This window comes from Pseudomonas sp. LBUM1651, assembly GCF_059716135.1.
In genome coordinates this window covers 2,978,638-3,000,206 of the sequence record NZ_CP166805.1, presented here as the reverse complement: position 1 = coordinate 3,000,206, position 21,569 = coordinate 2,978,638, and the positions used below count along the sequence as shown (strand labels likewise).

The following is a 21,569-nucleotide window of genomic DNA, read 5'->3' as shown; positions in this document are numbered from 1 at the left end:
AGTCTTTGAATTTATCGCAGATCAGTCATGGCTCCGGACAGGATGTTCGGTTCCACAGGTCATTGAGGACGCCATGTATAGAATGAGTTCAGGCTATGCCAGCGTGCTGGTAAATACGCTCTCGGCTCAAGGACTGGATGTTGCCAGTCTGTGCCGGGAGGCTGGACTAGACATTAATCTCGCAAACAAACCAGGAGCGTTCTGCGAGCGAAAGGCCATCTATCGACTCTGGGAACTGGCCACTGAGGCCTCGGGCGATCCGGACATTGGTTTACGGGCCTATGGCAGTTTCCACCCCGGCAGCTTTCAGATCGTCGGCTACACCATGATGTCCAGCCTGAATCTGAAAAAAGCCCTCGAACGCCTGGTCCGTTTCAGTCCGTTGATTGGCACCGGGTTCAGCCTTTTCTTCACTTCGGAACAGCAACATTACCGTCTGTCCGGGCTCGACCATCAGCAGGATGGTTCGGTCAAACCGCGCCAATACACCGATGCCGGGCTGGCGTCATTGCTGGGTTTCTGTCGCAAGCTGTCGGGCGGCAACGCACCGCAACCCTTGAGTGTCGAGTTCACCTATCCCAAACCTGAAGACATCTCCGAGCATCGACGGCTGTTTGGCTGCAATCTGCATTTCGACGCGCCTTACGACAGCATTTTGTTTGACGGGCAGGAGCTGATGCGGCCGTTGAGCATGGCCAACGAAGCGTTGGCGGTGCTGCATGACAGCTTTGCCGAGGCGCAAATGGACGTGCTGTTTGGTTTTTGCATTGTCGGCCGGATTCGCGCGCTGATTACCGAGCGCTTGAGTCAGGGGCAGGGGCAGGGGCAGTGCGACATGGAGTCGATCGCGGCGGCCTTGAACATCAGCAAGCGAACGCTGCAACGTGCGCTGGAAAAGGAAGGGACACAATTCAAGGACGTGATGAACGCGGTGCGTCGACAACTGGCGGATTTCTACCTGCGTCATTCTCACTTCAACATGAAGCATGTCGCGTATCTCCTTGGTTTTCATGATCACAGCAGCTTCAACAAAGCCTGTAGCCGCTGGTTTGGCATGACACCGGGGCAGTACCGCTCCGATGAATCGATTGAGATCGAGGAAGCCGCGCCGGTGTGACTTTCGTGAACAACGAATCCCCTGTGGGAGCGGGCCTGCGTGGCGAGGGAGCTTGCTCCCGCTCGGCTGCGAAGCAGTCGCAAAGCTTTTGGGGCCGCTTCGCGACCCAGCGGGAGCAAGCTCCCTCGCCACACACACACACACAGGCCCGCTCCCACTGGTTGCTCATCAGGGTGCAGCAGGTTTCTTCGCGCCTTTTTTGCCCTTGGCGGGTTTGCGCGTTTTTTTCGGCGTTACCGAGGTGACTGGCTCAAGGGCCTCCGGGATTGACGGCTCGACAGCATCGGCTTCACCTGGAGGTTGAGTCAGGCTGAAACCCGGCAGCGGCACATCGAGCAGCGTGTGCAATTCACACCAGAACGGGTTATCTGCGCCGCTGGTCAGCAGTTCCGGCAACAAATTGGCGACGGCCGCCAGCACTTGTTGGCGTTCTTCGGCCACAACCAGCATCAGGGGCAAGCTGTGCAGGCTTTCCTGCGGGTGGGTGGCGACCAGCAGTTTTTGCAGGCGAAGGGTTTCGCGCAGGTCCGGCGGTTCGGCGCTGTAGTCCTGCAGCAGTACTTGCAATTGCAGGATCAGTTTCTCGACGCTTTGCTTGCCCGGTTCATCGCTCCCGCGGCCCAGCAGGAACAGGATCCGGATCAAGGCTTCCATCAAACCGCCAAGGGGCAGGGCGTCCTGAAGGCGTTCGGTCAGGACTTGATCGTGCTGCCTGGCATGCGCCTGGAGATCTCGTCCCGGGGTATTGTCGGCGAGGCTATTGAGGACGCCATACACGCCGTAAAAACTCATCTCCTGAGCGGCATCACGCAGGTCCCGATAGCCGTTCAAGGCGTCCTGTATCTGGTTGGAAAACAGTTCCTGCCAGGCCAGCAACGGATTGGACGGGTTGGCGGGATGTCGATCCTTGCTCACTTGAGCGGCACTGCCTGCCAGCCACCAGAGCGCCGGGTTCAGGCTGTTCCACATCACCTGTTGCTGGTGGAACGGATGTGCCTTGCGCATCATTTCGGCGGTTGGCTCGTTGATCAACTGACGCAACCACGGCCGTACAAATCCGTCGTAAAGCGTGTTGTTGAAATCAGAGGCACGTTCGACCAGCGCGAATTCGCGATCGTCGTCACGGGGCGGCGGCACTTCACCGTGGATGTCGGCGATACGCCGTGGCTCGAAACGCACGGCGTACGGCGTATCCGGGTTTTCCGGCAGGTCCTCGATGAGCATTTCATAGAGTCCGCCCGGCAGTTCGTTGATAGCGTCGACCGCGCCCAGCAATTCACGGTGTTCACGCCGCGCCACTTCACCCGACACGAAGATGCCCAGATGACCGATGCTCGCGTGCCGCAGGTAAACGATAGTGCGACCGGCATTTTGCAGGGCAAGATCGCTGGGATAGACGTCGGTGATCCAGTCCAGCGCCTGCTGCGGCGAGGTGATGTTGTCGCCATAGGAGCAGAACACCACCACCGGCACTTCGATGCGTTTGAGGTCGAGCCCGCTGCTCTTGCGCCCGAGGCCGCCGGACAGCTGATTGCCGATGAACAGATCGTCGACAATCATCTCGATCTCTTCACCATTGAGCAGGGTCGGGCTGCCCCACCAGCGTTCGAAATCCAGAAAGCGCGGGGCTTCGCTGTCGACTTCGCTGAACAGGTGGTAGTACTTGCCCCACCAGGTGTTGGCCGGGTCGAGGCTTTCGAAATTGCTCACCAGCCAGGTGCCGTCGAAACGGTCATTGCCCAGGTCGCTGCCCAGGCGCGCCATCCAGCCGCCACCCAGCAAACCGCCGGTGTAGCGCATCGGATTGCGCCCATTGACGCCGGCCCAGTACGACAACGGCGCACCATTGACGATGATCAGTCCTGGTAGTTCCGGGCGGGTCGCCGCCAGGCCCATCAATGCCCAGCCGGCCTGGCAGTTGCCGATCACCACGGGTTTGGCGCTGGCGGGATGTCGCGCGCTGACCTCTTCGAGGAACCGCGCCTGGGCTTCAACGATGTCCGCCAGGGTTTGCCCCGGGCGTGGCGAATGGCTGAACGAGATGAAGTAGGTCGGATGGCCGGCGCGCAGGCTTTCGCCGATGACCGAATCCTGTTTGAAACCGCCAATCCCGGAGCCGTGACCGCCGCGTGGGTCAATGATGATCACCGGCTGTTTTTTGCTGTCGAGCAGTTGCGCGGGGCTCGCGAGGATCTGCAGCAACGAGTAGTTGACCGGGCGAAGCAGGTCTTCGCCGGCGACCAGGGTTTCATGATTGAACTTGAGCAGCAGCGGATACCCGGCGCGTTCGTGGGCCAGGGTGTTGTCACCGCGCTGACGCAAGGTGTCCCAGAACAGCACGCTGCGTTGGCCCAGGTCGGTGACATATTCCTGCCAGTCAGCGGCGTTCGGCTGTGTGAGTAGCCCAAGGCTTGAAGGCGCGTAGGTTTTGGCCTGGCGCTGTTGCGCGGCGTCGAGAACGTTGAGGGTGTTGAGGCGCTGGAGATGGTTCAGATGCTCAAACAAACCGGACGGACCTGAAAGCCCTTCATCTTGCAGCGCAATATTTTCTTCCTGACCCATCGTGAACTCCTGACGCCATGCGTGGGAACGTCGCCCTGACTAATAGAAGCCAAGCCGGTCATTCGATTTTCACGAGTGTATAGGGAATATCAGCCGAGGAAGCGAACTTTATTGTGCGCTGCACAAAATAGTCATTGCCAAATAGTTTTGTGCACTGCAATATCAAACCCGGCGCGATGACTGGCAGGATCGCTATCGCGTCCTCAGGCCCATCCGGGCCTTCCAGTACCAGGAGATTCAAGCATGTCTTTTTTCAACCCGGAAAATCTGCAAACCGCTCAGAAAGCCAACCTCGACCTGCTGCAGCAAATCAGCGGCAAAGTGTTCGCCAGCGTTGAACAGCTGAGCCAGTTGCAGTTCCAGGCACTGCGTGACTCCACCGAAGAGCATTTCGAAGGCGTGCGCAAACTGCTGGCCGTCCGTGATGCACAAGGGTTTGCTGATTTGCAGGCGTCGTTCACCCAGCCAAGCGCGCAAAGCGAACGTCTGGCTGAGTTCAATCGTCAGGTTCAAGCGCTGATCGTGGGCACGCAGTCGGACATCGCCAAACTGACGTCGAGTCAGGTCGAGGCGGGCACCCGGCAGGTGAATGAGTTTGTTGAATCGATCAGCAAGAATGCACCGGCCGGCTCCAAGCCTGTAGTGGCTGCATTCAAGTCCGGCCTGGCGAATGCCGGTACCGTGTTTGAAAGCGCACAGAAAGCCGTGAAACAGGCTTCCGATGTGGCTCAGAGCAATTTTGACGCCGCCACTGCCGCTGCCGCCAAAGCAGCGCCGGAAGCCAGCGCCAAGGCCACCAACGGTAACAAGTAAGTCAAATCAGGCCGGCAGCACCGATGGCGACGGGTTTACTCCCCGTCGCCATTTTTTTTCGTGCCGTTTTCGCTTTCAGGTTTGCCGGTGAACAGGCCGAACATGTTTTGCGTGTTCAGGTAGAGCGCCTTGGACTGGTCGACATACTGGCGCATCAGGTCCTTCATGACCGGTGCCTGCTGGTGCATGAAGGTGCTCCAGGCTTCGGAGGATTGCGCGCCAGTCTGGGACTGGATGTCGATCACGGTCTGAATGCTTTTGTCGAGGTAGCTGCCCAGCACACCCTGATAGGGACCGTAGAACTGGATAATCCCCATCAGCATGTCGCTGGTGAAGATCGGCTCACCGCCGCTTTCCGCTTCCAGAATCACCTGCAGCAGGATGCTGCGAGTCAGATCCTCGCCAGACTTGGCATCGACCACCTGAAACGAAACCTTGTCGACGACCAACTGGCGTATGTCCGCGAGCGTCAGGTGACTGCTGGTGTGGGTGTCATACAGTCGGCGATTGGGATACTTCTTGATCAGACGGGGCGTGTTCCGACTGTTATCTGGCATGCGGGGCGTCTCGTGGCGAGCCTGGTTTGCAGGCATCTTAACCTACTATCGCTACGGCCGCGGGATGGTGTCGGGGAGAGAGGCAGGGGCCGAAATACCGGCTGTCGTTGAAGGCCCCTTCGCCAGCAAGCCGGCTCCTACAGAATCGGGGTGTGCCGATGTTGTGTGGACGACACAAACCTTGTAGGAGCCGGCTTGCTGGCGAAGCGGTGGTGGCCGTTATGCAGTCTTACCAGATCGGCAAGGTATAACTGACGATTAAGCGGTTTTCATCCAGATCACTGCCGAAGTTGGTCGAACGCACCGTCGCATTACGCCATTTAACCCCAACGTTCTTCAACGGCCCGCTCTGCACGACATACCCGATGTCGGTATCGCGCTCCCACTCCTTGCCTTCCGGACGGTTGCCGCCCAGGTCGATATTGTCACCGGTGATATAGCGGGTCATGAACGTCAGGCCCGGCACGCCCATCGCGGCAAAATTGTAGTCGTAACGGGCCTGCCAGGATTTTTCATCCTTGCTGGCGAAGTCGCCGATCTGCACGAAGTTCACCAGGAACGCATCGGTGCCTGACGTAGGCATATCCGGTGTCGCCGCTCATGCCTTGATAACCCAGGCCAAACGCATGCCCGCCGAGGTTGTAGGTGAACATCGCGCCAATCGCGTTGTTGTCGACATTGCTGCCGCCATCATTGCGTTGAACCCTCGCGTTTTCCATCGAACGTCTATGCTGGGCTAACCAATCCCGTACCGTTGCTGTGATCAGGGAGGCATCCATGGAGCCCACGTCGTTCTCCGAAAAAACGCTGACGCGCACGCTGCTCGATGTTTTTATCCGGGCCGGGTTGATTGCCGTTCTGGTGCTGTTCTGTTTCGAGATATTCAGCCCGTTCCGCGACCTGATGCTGTGGTCGCTGATCCTGGCGATCACCCTTTACCCGCTGCAAGAGCGGCTCAAAGGACCGCTGGGGCAAAAGGAAGGGCGCATTGCGACGCTGATCATACTGGTCGCCATCCTTATCCTGATGGTGCCGATTTATCTGTTGGGCACCTCGATTGCCGACTCGGTCGAGCACGCCATGAGCGTGATCAAGAACGGTGGTTTCCACATTCCGCCGCCCGCCGATTCAGTAGCCGAATGGCCATTGGTGGGCAAGCCTCTGTCGGCCCTTTGGCTACAGGCTTCCACCGATCTTCCGGGCCTGACAGAGAAGCACATTCCGCAGATCAAAGACGTCAGCCTGACACTGTTGAGCAAACTCGCCGGTGTTGGCATGGGTTTCCTGATGTTCATTTTCGCCTTGATCATCGCCGGGATCTTCATGGCCTATGGTGAAAGCGGTTACCGCAGCTCGGTTCAGATAGCATCCCGCATCAGTGGCCCGGATAAGGGGGCGAAAATCGCCGGGCTGTGCACCGCAACGATTCGTGCGGTTGCACTGGGGGTGGTCGGCATCGCCTTCATCCAGATGCTGCTGGTAGGCCTGGGTTTCGTGTTCAAGGGTGTTCCCGGTGCCGGGTTGCTGGCCCTGGCGGTGCTGCTGCTCGGAATCATGCAGTTGCCGGCGACGTTGATTACGCTCCCCGTGATTGCCTTTGTGTTCGCCACGGAAGGTGCCAGTACGGCGACGATCGTCTTTGCTATCTATGTCTTCGTTGCCGGCCTGGTGGATAACGTACTCAAGCCCTTACTGCTGGGGCGTGGTGTCGATGTGCCGATGCCGGTGATACTGATCGGCGCCCTGGGCGGCATGGTCACTGGCGGTATTCTCGGGCTGTTCATCGGCCCGGTGGTGCTGGCGGTCGGGTATCAATTATTCTGGCAATGGGTCCAGGATCGGCCGCCGGAGGGAGGAGGGCCGCAATCATGAACGCGCAGCGTGATGAACTGCTGGTTAAGGTACTGACCGCCCACGGTGGTCTGGAACGCTGGAACAGTTTCAATCAGGTACGCGCCACCATCGTGACCGGTGGCTCGCTTTGGGCGATGAAAGGGCTGACCCAGGACAGCGCGCCCCGCGAGATGACCGTCTGGCTGCATGAGCAGCGAGCCTCGGTGACGCCCTTTGGTGGCGCCGATCAATTCACCGCCTACACACCGGATCGAATCGCCATCGAAAATACCGCCGGCAAGGTGATTGCCGAGCGCGCAGCGCCGAGGGAATCCTTCCGCGACCATGGGGAAAACAGTCCCTGGGATCCCCTGCACCGCGCGTACTTCAACGGTTACGCACTCTGGTCCTACCTGACCGTGCCTTTCCAGTTCACCTGGCCGGGTGTCGTGACCGAGGAAGTCGAGCCCTGGCAAGAGGGCACGCAGCGCTGGCGGCGATTGCGGGTGACCTTTCCCGAGAGCGTCGCCACTCACTGCGCCGTGCAGGATTTCTACTTCGGTGAAGACTTCTTGCTACGTCGACACGACTACAACGTGGACGTCAGCGGTGGCCTGCCTGCCGCCCAGTACGTTTATGGCTATGTCGAAGCCGATGGCTTGCGCATGCCCGGCAAGCGGCGCGCCTATCGACGCAAGGCTGATGGTCAGGCGGACAAGGACGCCTTGCTGGTGGCCATCGATCTCAGCGACATCGGCTATTCGTAATGCACTGCGGAGGAATGAATCATGAACATGCATTCCTGGGAAAAACTCTACCTCGATGACCTGAGCCTGGGTCAGGAATTTGAAAGCGACCCTGTTCGCGTCCACCGGGAAGCGATGCTGGCGTTTGCTCGCGAGTACGACCCGCAACCCTTTCACCTGAGCGCCGAAGAGGCCGGGTTGAGCCTGTTCGGCGGCCTGGCAGCCAGCGGCTGGAACACCGCAGCCCTGACCATGAAGATGCTGGTGGCCAGCGTGCCCCTGGCGGACGGCATCATTGGCCTGGGCATCGAGTTGAGTTGGCCGACGCCGACCTATCCGGATGACGTGTTGCGCCTGTTCAGCACCGTGCAGGCCATCGATCCGTCCGCCTCCCAACCGGATCGGGGCGTGGTGACGCTGTTCATGGAGACGCTGAATCAGAACGACAAGGTGGTGCAGCGCGCCACCGGGAAGTTGCTGGTGTTCAGAAGGCCGGCGGAGGATTGAAGTGGCTGCCCCTGGCTCAGCAGACTCTGCAGCACCTCCAAACGAATGGACAGTGCATCGTAGTCGGGACGTATATCCAGACAATGCCGCGCGACGAATTCCAGCCGTTGCAGTTCGCGGTATATGTTGGCGATGTACCACAAATCATTGTGCTGGTTGGGTGTGGACAGCGAGGTCATTTCCTCCTGCGCAACACGCAGCGCCAGCAGCGCCGCGCAGGTCATCAACAGCGTCACCACCAGCAGAATCTCGGTGATCCAGCTCTTGTGGGATTTACTCGCCTGACGGGCGAGGGCGCCCTGTTTACTGGAGGGTAATTTCATTGATCTGCCACACCAGGCGATTCAGGTAAATCTGCTGATTGAGCTCGGAGAATTTATCGAAGGGGTAAATCAGCAGGAATGGCCCTTTTTCGCGCACGCTGATCAACATCCCGTCGCGGCGATACACCAGAGTCGGGTTGTAACGATCAATGTTTTTGACCGGAACACTCACTGAATAGCCATTGAGCGCGGCAATCTTCAATGTGTCGGTTTTACGGCCTCTCAGCGCAACGAGGCTGCTGAGGGGCGTCCCTTGCCAGACGTGTTCGCCGGCAATGCCGACAGACTCCGGCAACTCCAGGGTGATTGAGGTTTGAGGCAGGTTTTCGATATCGGACAGGGAGAATCCCTTGCCCACGGCGTTGCCTTGATCATCCAGCCAGCTGAGTTTCAGGACGATTTTCTCGACGGGCTCGCTCTCGTTTGCACGCGTCAGGAGCATCGGGGAAAACAGGTAGAGGAACATCAACAAGGCTGAACAATTGCGGTACAGGCGGCTTTTCATTCTGCGGTCTCCCAAAGGGAACTGCGCGCCGGAGGGTGCTGCATTGGGCGATGGTAGAACGGATGGTGTTGGTTTTGTATTGGGAGAAGTACGTGGGTGGAGGCAGGGAATAGCTGGGTAATGCTGTGATCGGCAAGCATGTTAAAAAATGTTATTCCGAAAAAATACTTCACATAATCCGCTCATTGGTGGATGATCTGCCCAACCGGTATGACAACCCGATAACTCCTGAGTTGGTTTATCCGCTCGGTGCTGATCCTGCCTGCCGCGTCCTATCTACAACGCGCCCGCCGTCTGCGCCTTACAGGCGTGGAAGCAGTCGCTGCTTTCCTCTGGAGTACGCCATGAATAACAAGAATGTCGGTGTTGTCGGTCTGGGCGCGATGGGGCTGGGCATTGCCCGCTCGTTGTTGCGCAGCGGTTTCAATGTGCATGCCTGCGATGTACGCGCTGCCGTAACAGAACAGTTCGCCGGGGAGGGCGGAGTGGCTTGCCCTTCGCCATCGCACATGGCCGCTGAGTGTGACGTGATCATTACCGTGGTGGTCAACGCCGAGCAGACCGAGACCGTATTGTTTGGTGAGGGGGGGGCCGTGGCCTCACTGCGGCCGGGCAGTCTGGTGATCGGCTGCGCCACCGTGGCCCCGACCTATGCCGTGGATCTGGGCCGGCGCCTGGCCGCGTTGGGCCTGCTGTATCTGGATGCACCGATTTCCGGGGGCGCCGCCAAAGCTGCCGCTGGCGAGATGACCATGATGACCTCGGGCCCAGCAGACGCCTATACCAAGGCTGAGTCGATCCTGGCTGGCATGGCCGGTAAGGTCTATCGCCTGGGTGACGTCCATGGCCTGGGTTCGAAGGTAAAAATCATCAATCAGTTGCTCGCCGGTGTGCATATCGCCGCTTCTGCCGAAGCCATGGCGCTGGGCCTGCGTGAAGGGGTCGATGCCGATGCGCTGTATGAGGTGATCACCCATAGCGCCGGTAATTCCTGGATGTTCGAAAACCGCGTACCGCACATTCTCAAGGCTGACTACACACCGTTGTCCGCGGTGGATATTTTCGTCAAGGACCTGGGCCTGGTGCTGGATACCGCCCGGGCCAGCAAATTCCCGCTGCCGCTGTCGGCCACTGCTCACCAGATGTTCATGCAGGCATCCAGTGCCGGCTTCGGCCGTGAGGACGACTCGGCGGTGATCAAGATTTTCCCGGGCATCGAATTGCCAACTGCCAAGCCTGAGTCCGTTTGAGGAACACCCCATGACTACCTCCACCGCACGCCCGCTGCTGGGCTGCATCGCCGACGATTTCACCGGTGCCACGGACCTTGCCAACATGCTGGTGCGCGGCGGAATGCGCACCGTGCAAAGCATCGGTATCCCGAGCGCAGACGTAGCCGCCGGGCTTGACGCCGATGCGATCGTCATTGCCCTGAAATCCCGTACCACGCCGGTCGCCGAAGCGGTCGAACAGTCCCTCGCCGCGCTGGCCTGGTTGCGCGAACAAGGCTGCGAGCAGATCTTCTTCAAGTATTGCTCGACGTTCGACTCCACCGCAGCCGGCAATATCGGCCAGGTCAGCGAAGCACTGCTGGCCGCACTGGGTAGCGACTTCACCCTGGCCTGCCCGGCATTCCCTGAGAATGGCCGGACGATCTTTCGCGGCCACTTGTTTGTGCAGGATCAGTTGCTCAGCGAGTCGGGTATGCAACATCACCCGCTGACGCCGATGGACGATGCCAATCTGGTTCGGGTGCTTCAATCGCAGACCCGCCTGAATGTCGGCCTGTTGCGCTACGACACCATTGCCCGCGGTATCGAGCCGGTACGTACGCGAATCGCAGAGTTGAAGGCTCAAGGTGTCGGCATGGCAATCGCCGATGCCTTGTCTGACAGCGATTTGTACACCCTCGGTACCGCCTGCGCCGATCTTCCCTTGTTGACGGGTGGTTCGGGGCTGGCCTTGGGCTTGCCGGAAAATTTCCGTCGCGCCGGCAAGTTGCGCGACCTCGATGCCTCGAAACTCCCGGCAGTGTTCGGTGGAGAAGTGGTGTTGGCCGGTAGTGCTTCGATCGCCACCAATGGGCAAGTGGCGGCGTGGCTCGAAGCCGGTCGGCCAGCCTTGCGCATTGATCCGCTGGCCTTGGCGGCGGGTGAACCGGTGGTGGCGCAAGCCTTGACCTTCGCCCGTGATAACGAACAAACCGTATTGATCTACGCCACCAGTTCACCGGAAGAGGTCAAGTCGGTGCAACAGCAATTGGGTGTGGAGCAAGCTGGCAGCCTGGTGGAAAACGCCTTTGGCGAAATTGCACACGGTCTGCGCCAGAGCGGTGTGCGCCGCTTCGTGATCGCCGGCGGAGAAACCTCGGGCGCTGTGGTTCAGGCGCTGGGCGTACAACTGCTGCAGATCGGCGCGCAGATCGATCCGGGTGTGCCAGCGACCGTCAGCAGTACTGACGAGCCTTTGGCGCTGGCACTCAAATCGGGCAACTTCGGTGGCCGGGACTTCTTCAGCAAAGCCTTGAATCAACTCGCCCAGGCCGGAGGCCCGCAATGAGCCGCGCAGTGAGTAACGAAAACGCCCTGCGCGAAGAAATCTGTGAGGTGGGCCGCAGCCTTTACCAGCGCGGTTACACCGTTGGCAGCGCCGGCAATATCAGCGCGCGCCTGGACGACGGCTGGTTGATCACCCCGACTGACGTCTGCCTCGGCCGCCTCGATCCGGCGACCATCGCCAAGGTCAATCTGGCCGGTGAATGGGTGTCCGGTGACAAACCTTCAAAGACCCTGGCGCTGCATCGCCAGGTCTACGACCGCAACCCGAGTGTCGGTGGCGTGGTGCATACCCATTCCACCCATCTGGTGGCGTTGACGCTGGTCGGTGTCTGGCAGGCGGACGACATTCTGCCGCCGCTGACGCCGTATCAGGTCATGAAAGTCGGGCATATCCCGTTGATTGGCTACCAGCGACCCGGTTCGCCGAAGGTTGCCGAACAGGTTGCTCAACTGGCCAACAGCGTTCGCGGCGTAATGCTTGAACGGCTGGGTCCGGTGGTCTGGGAGAGTTCGGTATCCAGGGCCAGCTACGCCCTGGAAGAACTCGAGGAAACCGCGCGGCTGTGGCTGATGAGCAACCCCAAACCCGAACCGCTCGACCAGGCAGCGCTGGACGAGCTGCGAGAGACCTTTGGCGCGCACTGGTAGAGCGCTGGTTCAGCACGACATAACACGACAGATCAAGAGCGCAGGCCTTGTTCGGGAGACGCGCAGCGACTCCCAATGACCCCGGCTTGCCTGAAAAATACAATAACAAGAGGACATCCAGGCATGACTCACTTTCACTGCTGCATTTTTAGAACAACCCTTTCGCTCTCCCGGCATGGAGGGCTTCTGAAATGAGCCCGTTAATCCTTTTGGTTACCGCGGGGCTAGGGATCGCTCTGTTGTTGTTTCTGGTGCTCAAGTACAAGTTCCAGCCCTTCGTGGCCTTGATGCTGGTGAGCATTCTGGTGGCGCTGGTGGCCGGGGTAAAACCGGCCGATCTGGTCGCTACCATCGAAGGAGGCATGGGCAAGACCTTAGGCCATATCGCGATCATCATTGCCTTGGGCGCGATGATCGGGCGGATCATCGAACTCTCCGGTGGCGCCGAGGCGCTGGCAAAGACGCTGATTTCTCGTTTCGGCAATCGGCGTACTCCCCTGGCGTTGACGATTGCCGGCTTCATGGTCGGGGTGCCAGTGTTCTTCGAGGTCGGCGTGATCATCCTCATGCCGCTGGCTTATGGCGTTGCCCGCAGTGCGCGTAAGCCGCTATTGGTGTTCGCGCTGCCGATGTGCGCGGCTTTGTTGACCGTACACGCCTTTCTGCCGCCACACCCGGGCGCAGTGGCCGCTGCCAGCCAATTAGGCGCTGATCTGGGCCGGGTGCTGATGTTCGGGCTGCCAATCACCGCGTTCCTTTGCTATATCGGTTACCGCGTGGCCGGGCGCATGACCCGTCGGGTGTACCCGATGACTGACGATATTCGTGCCGAGGTCTACGGTCCGCATGTCACCAATGAAGATCTGGCCGCCTGGTCCAATGGCAACGACAAGAGCACTGCGCAAGCTGCCGTCGCCGTGTCGCACATGGGCCTGGAAGAGGCCACCAGCAGCATCGTTTCCAAGCTGCCGCCAGCACCGGCGCCGGGTTTTGGTCTGATCGTCAGCCTGATCCTGCTACCCATCATTCTGATTCTGCTGGGGACTCTGTCCACCTCATTGCTGCCCGCCGAATCGACCCTGCGCGGCATCATGACCGTGCTCGGCGCTCCGCTGGTGGCGTTGCTGATCGACACCTTGCTGTGTGCCTGGCTGCTGGGCTCGCGTCGGGGCTGGAGCCGCACTCAGGTGTCCGATGTGATCGGTTCGGCCTTGCCCGGTGTGGCCATGGTGATTCTGATTGCCGGTGCCGGCGGTGTGTTCGGCAAGGTGCTGGTGGATACCGGAATTGGTGCCGTGGTCTCCGATATGTTGCGCACCACCGGTCTGCCGGTGCTGGCGCTGGGCTTTCTGCTGACCATGTTGTTGCGCGCAGTGCAGGGCTCGACCACTGTGGCGCTGGTGACCACTGCCGGCATCATCAGTCCGCTGATTGCGACCCTCAATCTCACCCCGAACCACATGGCGTTGCTGTGCCTGGCCATGGGCGGCGGCGGGTTGGCCATGTCCCATATCAATGATGCCGGTTACTGGATTTTCACCAAACTGGCCGGGCTGAATGTGGCCGACGGATTGCGCACCTGGACGGTATTGACCACCTTGCTCGGCACCTTGGGTTTCTGTATTACCCTGTTGATCTGGCCTTTTGTCTAACGAACTGGAGGAGCACGGCTTGCCGGTGATGGCGTCCTTGAGATCGCCATCGCGAGCAAGCTCGGCTCCTACAAAATATAGGAGCTACCATGCCTCGTTTTGCTGCCAATCTAAGCATGCTCTACCCGGAGCATCAGTTTCTGGATCGTTTCGCCGCTGCGGCTGCCGATGGTTTCGAAGCGGTGGAGTATCTGTTTCCCTACGACTTCAGCGCTCAAGAGCTCAAACAACGCTTGAGTGACAACGGCCTGGTACAGGCACTGTTCAATGCGCCGCCCGGTGATTGGGCGGCGGGCGAGCGGGGCACGGTGTCGTTGCCCGGTCGGGAAAGTGAATTTCGTAGCGGTTTTGATCGCGCACTGGAATACGCCGGCGTGCTGGGCAATTCACGCATCCATGTCATGGCCGGCCTGCTGCCCTCCGAGGGTGACCGGGTACGGCATTACGGCATCTACCTGGAGAACCTTGCCTACGCCACAGCACAGGCGGCCAAGGTAGGCGTCACAGTTTTGCTCGAGCCGATCAATACACGGGACATGCCGGGCTTTTTCCTCAATCGGCAGGATCAGGCCCAGGCCATCTGCAAGGAAGTGGGCGCCAGTAACCTGAAAGTCCAGTTCGACTGCTATCACTGCCAAGTCGTCGAGGGCGACCTGGCCACGAAACTACGTCGGGACTTCGACGGAATCGGCCATATCCAGATCGCCGGCGTACCTGACCGGCATGAACCGGACTTGGGCGAAGTCAACTATCCCTATCTGTTCGAGCTGATCGACCAGTTGGGTTATGACGGGTGGGTAGGGTGCGAGTACCGGCCGCGAGGCGAAACGTCTGCCGGTTTGCAGTGGTTGCGGGACTGGAAGGCGCGCTAGGCGCAGCACAGGAGGGGAGCCGGGCTCTGCTGGATGCAAGAGCCCGTTGTTTCACGCCGAAACATTGTCCGACGGCAGCAACAGCTCGACACCCTGCTTGCGGATGCCATCGGCCGCGGCAGGGGTCAACGCGTCATCGCTGAGGATGATGTCGAACTGCTCGAGCCCGGCGATCCTGTACATACTGAAGGTGCCATATTTCGAACTGCTGGCCACCAGCACCACTTGCGAAGCCGATTGCATCGCGGCTTGCTTGACCTCCACCTTCAGCGCCGAAGGCGTGGTGAGGCCCCGACGCAAATCCCAGGAACTGGTCGATATGAAGGCGATATCGGTGACGACCTGACGCAAGGTGGCAACCGCCAGGCCGCCCACGCACGATTGATTTGAGTGATCCAGCTGCCCGCCGGTATGAATCACCGTGACATGGGGGGCGTCAATCAGGGCCTGGACAATACCGAAGTCGTTAGTCACCACGGTCATGCCGGAAAGCGCCTTGATGTAGGAGACGATTTCCAGTGTGCTGGTGCCCGCATCCAGGTAAATCGTCATATCGGCATGCAGTAACCGGGCGGCGAGCTTGGCCATGGCCTGCTTCTGTGGCAACTCGACCACCGCCTTGAACTGATGGCTGGGCTCACTATGGAGCTGGCTGGCGATCCGCACCCCACCTGTTACCGAGTAAGCACGACCTTCCTGCTCCAGCAACGCGATGTCGCGGCGAATGGTCATGTGCGAACAGTCGAACATTTCCATCAATTGATGAACGCTCAGCACCTGATGCTTGCGCAACTGTCGCAGCATCAATTCACGGCGCTGTTCAGGGATCATCGGTGCGCCGCTTTCGGCGGCGATGTCCTTTTGACTAGGCATTCGGGCTCCAAAGTGAGGAAAGCTGACGGTAAAGGAAACGGTCAAACATAGTAGCGAATCTACGGCTGGATCAGTAGCGCGACGATGTGACGAGCCCTTGCTCAGTAAACTGCCGTCGATGGTTTGACGGAGCCCCGGTCTTTTAGAAACTGAACCGCTGCAGAATAACGCCCAGTCCGTCGGACATTGCCTTAAGTTCCTGGGTTGTGCGAACGATCCCGCCTTGGGCTGTGGCGTTCTCTTCCACACTTTGCGCCACTCTTTCGACGTTGCAGGCGACCTGTTCACTGGCGGCGCGTTGTTCCTGGAGCGACAACGAAATGAAACTGACCGCCGCAAGGGATTCGTCCAGTGCACCCTTGATCCTGCCCATGGAAAGGCCCGCGCTTTCGACCAGTTTCTGGCCATGGGTCACGCGCTCACAGCCGGTGGCCATGCTGTCTTTAGCTTTGACCATGCCGCTTTGTATGGCATTGACCAAGGCCACGATTTCCGTGGTGGATTGGGCTGTGCGGGCGGCCAGGCTGCGCACTTCATCGGCGACCACGGCGAAGCCGCGACCTTGCTCGCCCGCGCGAGCCGCTTCGATGGCGGCATTGAGGGCCAGGAGATTGGTCTGTTCGGCGATGCCCCGAATCACCCCGACAATCAGACTGATGTCGTTAGACTGAATCGCCAGTTGATCGATGTCCGATGAGCTTTGTGCAACCAGATCGGCAATCTGGTCCATTTCCTGGATGGATGCCTGCATGACCTCCATGCCTTCGCTGGTGATTTCGCCCGCTTTCTGCGCGGTGCTCTGAGCCTGTCGAGCATTGTCGGCGATGTGAGTGATGCTGACGGAAAGCTCTTCTACTGTGGCCGCCATGGAGGAGGCTGTCTCGCTTTGCAGGGCGGCGCTGCTCAATCCTTGTTCGGAGGATGCAGACAGTTGCAGCGTGGCACCCTCGATCTGCTCGGAGGCCTGGCTGATCTTGCCGATCATGTCGCTCAGGCTGTGGCGCATCGCCTGGACGGAGTGCAGCACACCCGTCGACTGCTGTTGTCGATCAAACTGTGTAGCGGCCAGTTTCCCCTGGGCGATGTTCGAACTGATGGCGGCAAGTTCTGCCGGTTCGGCACCGAGCTGGCGGCTCAACAGTCGGGAGAACAAAAACGTGTAGGCCACGCCCGCGATCAGCGCCAATGCCAGAATTAACAGGCTGAACTGAAGACTGGAGTTATAGGCGATTTGGTTCTGCTCGAACTGGTTTTTGGCCTCCACCAGTTGAACCTCGATCAACTCGGAAAACTTGCCTGACAAGGGATCGATCAGTTGATACAACTGATCTGTCGCGAAACGTGCGAGACCGGCGTTGTCGTTCTGGCGCAGCATGCCCTGCAAGTTTTTCAATGGCCCGTGGGTGGCTTCCATCAGCGGGTTGATTTGCGCGATTAAACGGGTTTCTGCGGGGATCAGTTGAGTCGATTTGTACGCTTGCCACGTCTGATCGATTTCCCTCTGCGCTTGCTCTATCCGGGCCAATGATTCAGCGTTGGTGAAGTTGCCATTGCGTGCCTTGTGGGTGGCATCGACGATGTCCACGGCGTACAGGTCAGCGATTTTTTTCAAGTCCCGCAGCGGCACGACTCGATCGAGATACACGGTCTCCAGACTGCGTACAGCGGATTGCATTCCCAAGAGTCCAAGCCCGCCGACACACAACAAACCCAGCAACAAAGTGCTGGTGAGCACAAGCAGATGAGTCCTGATTTTCCAGCTTTCCATAGTCCGTAATTCCTGAGTCAGCTAAGCGATAGCGATCGAGAGGTCAGCGTCAGTTGCAATGAAGGCACACTGACATCATCTGCTGAGACTTAGGAGAAAAACATCGTTTGACCGGCGAATATTTATGAATTTGCGACGTTTGATCACTGCCTGACAGGCACGCGATCGGAGCCGGCGCGGTAGTCCGGCCCCGACGCGGTCGACGGTGAGTTTGCAGGGAGCTAAATCCATCGTTGAATCTTTCACTCACTACCGAGCATGATCGCAGTGGGAATAAATCTCGAGCTTGTTCCATACGTACCGCACGCTACTTGTTACCCCTGAGGGCTAAAGTCCCATGAGCGATTCGGATGCTCCGCCCCCCGTTCCTGAACCGGGCAGGATTACGCGCAGGCATACTGGCGATCAAACCGGCTGGCGCCGTTGGCTGCCGGGGCTGCGCACGTTGGGCAGCTATAAGATGGAATGGTTGCAGCACGACATTGTGGCCGGACTCGTGCTCACCACCATGCTGGTGCCCGTCGGCATCGCCTACGCGGTGGCATCGGGGGTGCCCGGCATTTATGGCCTTTACGCGACCATTGTTCCATTGCTCGCTTATGCGTTGTTCGGCCCCAGCCGAATCCTGGTGCTGGGGCCGGATTCCTCATTGGCAGCCGTCATTCTCGCTGTAGTACTGCCGTTGTCCGGTGGCGACCCGCATCGCGCGATCGCCCTTGCCGGCATGATGGCGATCGTCTCGGGGACGGTGTGCATCCTGGCCGGTGTCGCGCGGCTGGGTTTTGTCACCGAGCTGCTTTCCAAACCGATCCGCTATGGCTACATGAACGGAATCGCATTGACGGTATTGATCAGTCAACTACCCAGGTTTTTCGGCTTTTCGATCGAAACCGACGCACCGTTGCGCAACCTATGGGCCATTGCCACCTCGGTGATGGATGGAAAAACCAACTGGACCACCTTCATGATCGGCGCGGCCACCGTGGCGGTCATCTTGTTGCTCAAGGACAAGAAACGCGTGCCGGGGATTCTGATCGCCGTGGCAGGAGCCACCGTCGCGGTTGGCGTGCTGGACCTTGCAGCCTACGATGTGGCGGTCCTCGGTTCTCTGCCCCAAGGCTTGCCGGCGTTTGCCATCCCCTGGATCCGCAGCGCCGATATCGTTCCTGTGCTGATCGGGGGTTGCGCCGTTGCGCTTGTCTCGTTCGCCGACACCAGTGTGCTCTCGCGTGTCTATGCGGCACGGACCCAGACCTATGTCGACCCAAACCAGGAGATGGTAGGACTCGGCGTCGCCAACCTCGCCGGCGGTTTGTTCCAGGGCTTTCCCATCAGCAGCAGTTCGTCACGGACTCCCGTGGCCGAGGCCGCAGGCGCCCGAACCCAACTCACCGGCGTGGTGGGCGCGCTGGCGGTTGCTTTATTGCTGATGTTTGCCCCGGATTTGCTGAAGAACCTGCCCACCAGCGCATTGGCGGCGGTGGTCATCGCATCGGCGATCGGCCTGATGGAAGTTGCCGACCTGCGACGGATTTATCGTATGCAGCGCTGGGAATTCTGGTTGTCGATCGTTTGTACGGCAGGTGTGGCCGTATTCGGCGCCATCGAGGGCATTGGCCTGGCCATCGTCGTCGCTGTGATCGAGTTTCTATGGGATGCCTGGCGTCCGTATTCTGCGGTTTTGGGTCGCGCCAAAGGCATCCAGGGCTATCACGACATCACGCGTTATCCGGATGCGCGTCTTATTCCCGGTCTGGTGCTGTTTCGCTGGGATGCCCCGTTGTTTTTTGCCAACGCAGAACTGTTCCATGACCGAGTGCTGGACGCCGTGGCGACATCGCCCACGCCGGTTCGTTGGCTGGTGGTAGCAGCGGAACCGGTCACCAGCGTGGATGTGACTTCCGCCGACATGCTGGCCGAACTGGACGAAACCTTGAGCGCGGCGGGCATCACGTTATGCGTGGCCGAGATGAAGGATCCCGTCAAAGACAAGTTGAAGCGATTCGGACTTTTCGAGCGGTTTGGCGAAGCTGCGTTCTTTCCGACATTAGGCGTCGCTGTCAGCAGCTATCTCAAGGTCCACCCAGAGGACTGGAAGGAAGGGCAGGACGAGAATCGCGAGTAGATAATAGTGCGTGCACGCGATCGGAGCCGGCGCGGTAGTCCGGCCCCGACGCAATCGGGCTGGCGAACCCGGTTACTTGCGCACGTTCTGGTACAGCATCAACCTTGAAGTTTCATGCAAGCCGCGGGTCAGCTGCACCAGGCGATTGAACTCTTCGGGATTTTGCGGGGCCACGTTGTCCAGCGGCGTCGGTGACGCCAGGTCGTGCAGCGTCGGCGAGCTGCCGTCGTGCTGCATCTGCACCATATAGTGTTGAGTGACGCCCGCAATCAACGGGAACGTGCCTTCACGCAGCACCAGCGGCACCACGCGTTCACCCTCGGGCGCAGGCTGCTGGATATCACGTCCCAGGCCGCTGTTGCGAAACTCGAGGCCGGCCATGCCTGCCACGGTTGGCAGCAAGTCCACCAGGCCGACGGCTTCCTTGACGGTCCGCGTACCGAGCAGGCCCGGTGCGTGGATGATCATGGGCACCGCGTTGCTTTCCAGACCCAGTTGCTCATAAGCCGGTGCCAGGAAAGGGATCTGGGCGATACGGGTGTTATGGTCGCCAAACAGCACGAAAATTGTGTTGTCGTAGTAACCACCTTCCTTGGCAATTTCCATCAAACGTCCGATGTTGAAGTCCAGCAAGCGCACGGCGTTGTACTGCTCGACACTGCGCGACCCTGCGGCCTGAACTTCCGCCAGGGTAGGGTGCTTGACCTCGAATCCGTCATTACTCTTGGGAATCGTGAAGGGACGATGGTTGCCGGCCGTCTGCACATAGGCAAAGAACGGTTTGTCCTTGGGCAGGGCTTGCAGGATCTTGTCGGTTTCCTTGAACAGATCCAGATCTGAAATCCCCCAGACATCCACGACCGGGGATTCCCAGTTCCGCTCTTCGAGCAAACGAACCCCGTCGATACTTTGCCGGATCAAGGCGTTCATGTTGGCCCAACCGGAGTTGCCGCCAATGGTGTAGATCTTCTCGTAACCGGTGAAGGCATTGATCAATGTGTGCTGTTTGGTGATCAGCGGATTACGCGTCGCGGTTTCCTGTCGAGTGACGTCTGGAATCCCGCTGATGCTGGCCCAAACGGTTTTTGCGGTCCCGGTGACCGGAACATAGAAGTGCTCGAAGAACCAGCTCTGCGTGGCCAGACGATCGATATTGGGCGTCGGATTGATCGGGTTGCCATAGGCGCCGACGGCACTGGTACCCAGGGATTCAAGCATGACAAACATCACGTTCGGCGGCCGTGTGCTCGATACTTTGTAGGGTTGTGGCGCTTGATGACGGACGAAATTCAGGGCTTGCGGGTCGGGCTGGTCGACCCCCAGGTACTTGGCAATCACGGCGTAGTGTTCACGCACCTGCGCTTCGTCATAGCGCGACTGGCCGACCTTGACTGTGTCGTAAAGGAAAATCACCGGGTTCAGGCCCAGCGCGGCGACCTGGTTATTGCCAGAGAAGAACGCATCGCTCCAGCGCAACGGGACAGGGTTTTCAAGGTTCATGTTCTCGACACGGCCCAAAATACCCAGCAGCACCAGCACGACCATCAACGCGCCACCCCAGGTGGCGGAGAGCGGGTGAATGGCTTTGCGGGGGCGGTCCAGTGTCACGCGTTCCAGGCGCACCAGGGCCAGCGTCACCAGTGCAACCGTTGCCAGCCACCCCAGCGAAATCCAGATGACCGGGTAGGTTTGCCAGACCATGTCACGGGATATTTGCGCGTCTTCGATGAAGCGCAGCACGGTGGCGTTGATCCTCACGCCCAGGTAGGCGTAATGGCCAAAATCGACGATATAGATCAGCAGCAGGGCGCCCATGGCGACTGACACATACACGCGTGCCAATGGGCGAAGCAGGCGGCGGCTGACGAGATTCCAACGCGGAATCCAGGCCAGCAACGCCAGTGGCAACATGACCAGGATGGCCAGGCGCAGATCGAAACGAAAGCCGATGCCCAGGGTTTCCAGGACTGTATGGTCGTCGCTCAATGCTCTGGCGTCGAAACCGGAGAATCCGAAAAAGAACACCACTCGTAGCAATGCAAACAGCACAAACGCAATCGCTGTTGCGCCTAGCCAATAATGCAAACGTCTCGATTGCAGCCAACCCATC

At 59.3% G+C, this 21,569-nt stretch carries 18 protein-coding genes and 1 pseudogene; 11 read left to right on the top strand and 8 right to left on the bottom strand.

From position 1 onward, the window contains the following. The first annotated feature begins 73 nt into the window (after nt 1-73). Nucleotides 74-1,117: an AraC family transcriptional regulator gene (locus tag ACA066_RS14000; RefSeq protein ID WP_497699874.1), complete on the top strand. Its 1,044-nt coding sequence runs from the start codon at nt 74-76 to the stop codon at nt 1,115-1,117. A gap of 168 nt (nt 1,118-1,285) precedes the next feature. Here ACA066_RS14000 and ACA066_RS13995 read toward each other — a convergent pair whose 3' ends face one another. Next, nucleotides 1,286-3,679 carry a DUF3141 domain-containing protein gene (locus ACA066_RS13995; RefSeq protein WP_497699704.1) on the bottom strand — a complete coding sequence of 798 codons (2,394 nt, stop codon included), beginning with the start codon at nt 3,677-3,679 and terminating at the stop codon, nt 1,286-1,288. 243 nt (nt 3,680-3,922) lie between these two features. On the opposite strand from ACA066_RS13995, the gene phaP reads away from it, so the two are divergent. Further along, nucleotides 3,923-4,492 carry a TIGR01841 family phasin gene (gene phaP, locus ACA066_RS13990; protein WP_497699703.1) on the top strand — a complete coding sequence of 190 codons (570 nt, stop codon included), beginning with the start codon at nt 3,923-3,925 and terminating at the stop codon, nt 4,490-4,492. Between the two features lie 35 nt (nt 4,493-4,527). Here the strand turns inward: phaP and phaR are convergent, their stop codons facing one another. Further along, nucleotides 4,528-5,049 carry a polyhydroxyalkanoate synthesis repressor PhaR gene (gene phaR, locus ACA066_RS13985; RefSeq protein ID WP_497699702.1) on the bottom strand — a complete coding sequence of 174 codons (522 nt, stop codon included), beginning with the start codon at nt 5,047-5,049 and terminating at the stop codon, nt 4,528-4,530. A 229-nt stretch (nt 5,050-5,278) separates the two neighbouring features. Next, nucleotides 5,279-5,744: pseudogene (locus ACA066_RS13980) on the bottom strand (OprD family outer membrane porin); the annotation flags it as partial. An 82-nt stretch (nt 5,745-5,826) separates the two neighbouring features. On the opposite strand from ACA066_RS13980, the gene ACA066_RS13975 reads away from it, so the two are divergent. Genes ACA066_RS13975 through ACA066_RS13965 form a run of 3 tightly spaced genes read left to right on the top strand, consistent with a single transcriptional unit; the run spans nt 5,827 to nt 8,135 of the window. Next, nucleotides 5,827-6,921 (top strand): AI-2E family transporter, encoded by a 1,095-nt coding sequence (locus ACA066_RS13975; protein ID WP_497699701.1) that lies wholly within the window; start codon nt 5,827-5,829, stop codon nt 6,919-6,921. Further along, the gene (locus tag ACA066_RS13970) at nt 6,918-7,649 is read left to right on the top strand and encodes a hypothetical protein (protein ID WP_497699700.1); all 732 of its coding nucleotides are present in this window, start codon (nt 6,918-6,920) and stop codon (nt 7,647-7,649) included. Before ACA066_RS13975 ends, ACA066_RS13970 begins: the two co-directional genes overlap by 4 nt. 21 nt (nt 7,650-7,670) lie before the next feature. Continuing rightward, a complete protein-coding gene (locus ACA066_RS13965) occupies nt 7,671-8,135 on the top strand; it encodes a MaoC family dehydratase (protein ID WP_497699699.1) in 465 nt (154 codons plus the stop codon). On the opposite strand, the gene ACA066_RS13960 is transcribed toward ACA066_RS13965, so the two are convergent. Together ACA066_RS13960 and ACA066_RS13955 are read right to left on the bottom strand one after the other, a co-directional pair. Next, nucleotides 8,066-8,458, bottom strand: coding sequence for a hypothetical protein (locus ACA066_RS13960; protein WP_497699698.1), 393 nt, complete (start codon nt 8,456-8,458; stop codon nt 8,066-8,068). The two genes, ACA066_RS13965 and ACA066_RS13960, sit on opposite strands and share 70 nt — an antisense overlap. Next, complete coding sequence (locus ACA066_RS13955) at nt 8,439-8,963, bottom strand: putative pterin-binding protein (RefSeq protein WP_497699697.1); 525 nt, start codon at nt 8,961-8,963, stop codon at nt 8,439-8,441. The genes ACA066_RS13960 and ACA066_RS13955 overlap by 20 nt, the downstream gene beginning before the upstream one ends. A 344-nt stretch (nt 8,964-9,307) precedes the next feature. On the opposite strand from ACA066_RS13955, the gene ltnD reads away from it, so the two are divergent. The 5 genes from ltnD to otnI all read left to right on the top strand — a co-directional run bounded on the left by ltnD (nt 9,308) and on the right by otnI (nt 14,693). Beyond that, complete coding sequence (ltnD, locus tag ACA066_RS13950) at nt 9,308-10,213, top strand: L-threonate dehydrogenase (protein WP_497699696.1); 906 nt, start codon at nt 9,308-9,310, stop codon at nt 10,211-10,213. A gap of 10 nt (nt 10,214-10,223) precedes the next feature. Further along, on the top strand, nt 10,224-11,522 hold the full coding sequence (gene otnK, locus ACA066_RS13945; RefSeq protein WP_497699695.1) for a 3-oxo-tetronate kinase: 1,299 nt from the start codon (nt 10,224-10,226) through the stop codon (nt 11,520-11,522). A gap of 8 nt (nt 11,523-11,530) precedes the next feature. Beyond that, entirely contained in the window at nt 11,531-12,169 is a 639-nt protein-coding gene (otnC, locus tag ACA066_RS13940) for a 3-oxo-tetronate 4-phosphate decarboxylase (protein WP_497699873.1), read from the top strand. A 191-nt stretch (nt 12,170-12,360) separates the two neighbouring features. Then, a complete protein-coding gene (locus tag ACA066_RS13935; protein WP_497699694.1) occupies nt 12,361-13,821 on the top strand; it encodes a GntT/GntP/DsdX family permease in 1,461 nt (486 codons plus the stop codon). A gap of 89 nt (nt 13,822-13,910) precedes the next feature. Then, nucleotides 13,911-14,693 (top strand): 2-oxo-tetronate isomerase, encoded by a 783-nt coding sequence (otnI, locus tag ACA066_RS13930; protein ID WP_497699693.1) that lies wholly within the window; start codon nt 13,911-13,913, stop codon nt 14,691-14,693. Between the two features lie 51 nt (nt 14,694-14,744). Here otnI and ACA066_RS13925 read toward each other — a convergent pair whose 3' ends face one another. Then, the gene (locus tag ACA066_RS13925; protein WP_497699692.1) at nt 14,745-15,566 is read right to left on the bottom strand and encodes a DeoR/GlpR family DNA-binding transcription regulator; all 822 of its coding nucleotides are present in this window, start codon (nt 15,564-15,566) and stop codon (nt 14,745-14,747) included. Nucleotides 15,567-15,708: 142 nt separating this feature from the next. Beyond that, nucleotides 15,709-17,334 (bottom strand): methyl-accepting chemotaxis protein, encoded by a 1,626-nt coding sequence (locus tag ACA066_RS13920; protein ID WP_497699691.1) that lies wholly within the window; start codon nt 17,332-17,334, stop codon nt 15,709-15,711. 337 nt (nt 17,335-17,671) lie between these two features. Between ACA066_RS13920 and ACA066_RS13915 the strand changes: the two genes are divergently transcribed. Continuing rightward, nucleotides 17,672-19,459, top strand: a complete 1,788-nt coding sequence (locus ACA066_RS13915; RefSeq protein ID WP_497699690.1) for a SulP family inorganic anion transporter — start codon at nt 17,672-17,674, stop codon at nt 19,457-19,459. Nucleotides 19,460-19,531: 72 nt separating this feature from the next. Here the strand turns inward: ACA066_RS13915 and ACA066_RS13910 are convergent, their stop codons facing one another. Further along, nucleotides 19,532-21,568 (bottom strand): LTA synthase family protein, encoded by a 2,037-nt coding sequence (locus ACA066_RS13910; RefSeq protein ID WP_497699689.1) that lies wholly within the window; start codon nt 21,566-21,568, stop codon nt 19,532-19,534. Nucleotide 21,569: the final 1 nt, after the last annotated feature.

What these genes read in the sequence shown, in the direction of transcription:
- ACA066_RS14000 (WP_497699874.1), top strand. Translation starts at nt 74, where the DNA reads ATGTATAGAATGAGTTCAGGCTATGCCAGCGTGCTGGTAAATACGCTC.
- ACA066_RS13995 (WP_497699704.1), bottom strand. Translation starts at nt 3,679, where the DNA reads ATGGGTCAGGAAGAAAATATTGCGCTGCAAGATGAAGGGCTTTCAGGT.
- phaP (WP_497699703.1), top strand. Translation starts at nt 3,923, where the DNA reads ATGTCTTTTTTCAACCCGGAAAATCTGCAAACCGCTCAGAAAGCCAAC.
- phaR (WP_497699702.1), bottom strand. Translation starts at nt 5,049, where the DNA reads ATGCCAGATAACAGTCGGAACACGCCCCGTCTGATCAAGAAGTATCCC.
- ACA066_RS13975 (WP_497699701.1), top strand. Translation starts at nt 5,827, where the DNA reads ATGGAGCCCACGTCGTTCTCCGAAAAAACGCTGACGCGCACGCTGCTC.
- ACA066_RS13970 (WP_497699700.1), top strand. Translation starts at nt 6,918, where the DNA reads ATGAACGCGCAGCGTGATGAACTGCTGGTTAAGGTACTGACCGCCCAC.
- ACA066_RS13965 (WP_497699699.1), top strand. Translation starts at nt 7,671, where the DNA reads ATGAACATGCATTCCTGGGAAAAACTCTACCTCGATGACCTGAGCCTG.
- ACA066_RS13960 (WP_497699698.1), bottom strand. Translation starts at nt 8,458, where the DNA reads ATGAAATTACCCTCCAGTAAACAGGGCGCCCTCGCCCGTCAGGCGAGT.
- ACA066_RS13955 (WP_497699697.1), bottom strand. Translation starts at nt 8,963, where the DNA reads ATGAAAAGCCGCCTGTACCGCAATTGTTCAGCCTTGTTGATGTTCCTC.
- ltnD (WP_497699696.1), top strand. Translation starts at nt 9,308, where the DNA reads ATGAATAACAAGAATGTCGGTGTTGTCGGTCTGGGCGCGATGGGGCTG.
- otnK (WP_497699695.1), top strand. Translation starts at nt 10,224, where the DNA reads ATGACTACCTCCACCGCACGCCCGCTGCTGGGCTGCATCGCCGACGAT.
- ACA066_RS13935 (WP_497699694.1), top strand. Translation starts at nt 12,361, where the DNA reads ATGAGCCCGTTAATCCTTTTGGTTACCGCGGGGCTAGGGATCGCTCTG.
- otnI (WP_497699693.1), top strand. Translation starts at nt 13,911, where the DNA reads ATGCCTCGTTTTGCTGCCAATCTAAGCATGCTCTACCCGGAGCATCAG.
- ACA066_RS13925 (WP_497699692.1), bottom strand. Translation starts at nt 15,566, where the DNA reads ATGCCTAGTCAAAAGGACATCGCCGCCGAAAGCGGCGCACCGATGATC.
- ACA066_RS13920 (WP_497699691.1), bottom strand. Translation starts at nt 17,334, where the DNA reads ATGGAAAGCTGGAAAATCAGGACTCATCTGCTTGTGCTCACCAGCACT.
- ACA066_RS13915 (WP_497699690.1), top strand. Translation starts at nt 17,672, where the DNA reads ATGAGCGATTCGGATGCTCCGCCCCCCGTTCCTGAACCGGGCAGGATT.
- ACA066_RS13910 (WP_497699689.1), bottom strand. Translation starts at nt 21,568, where the DNA reads ATGGGTTGGCTGCAATCGAGACGTTTGCATTATTGGCTAGGCGCAACA.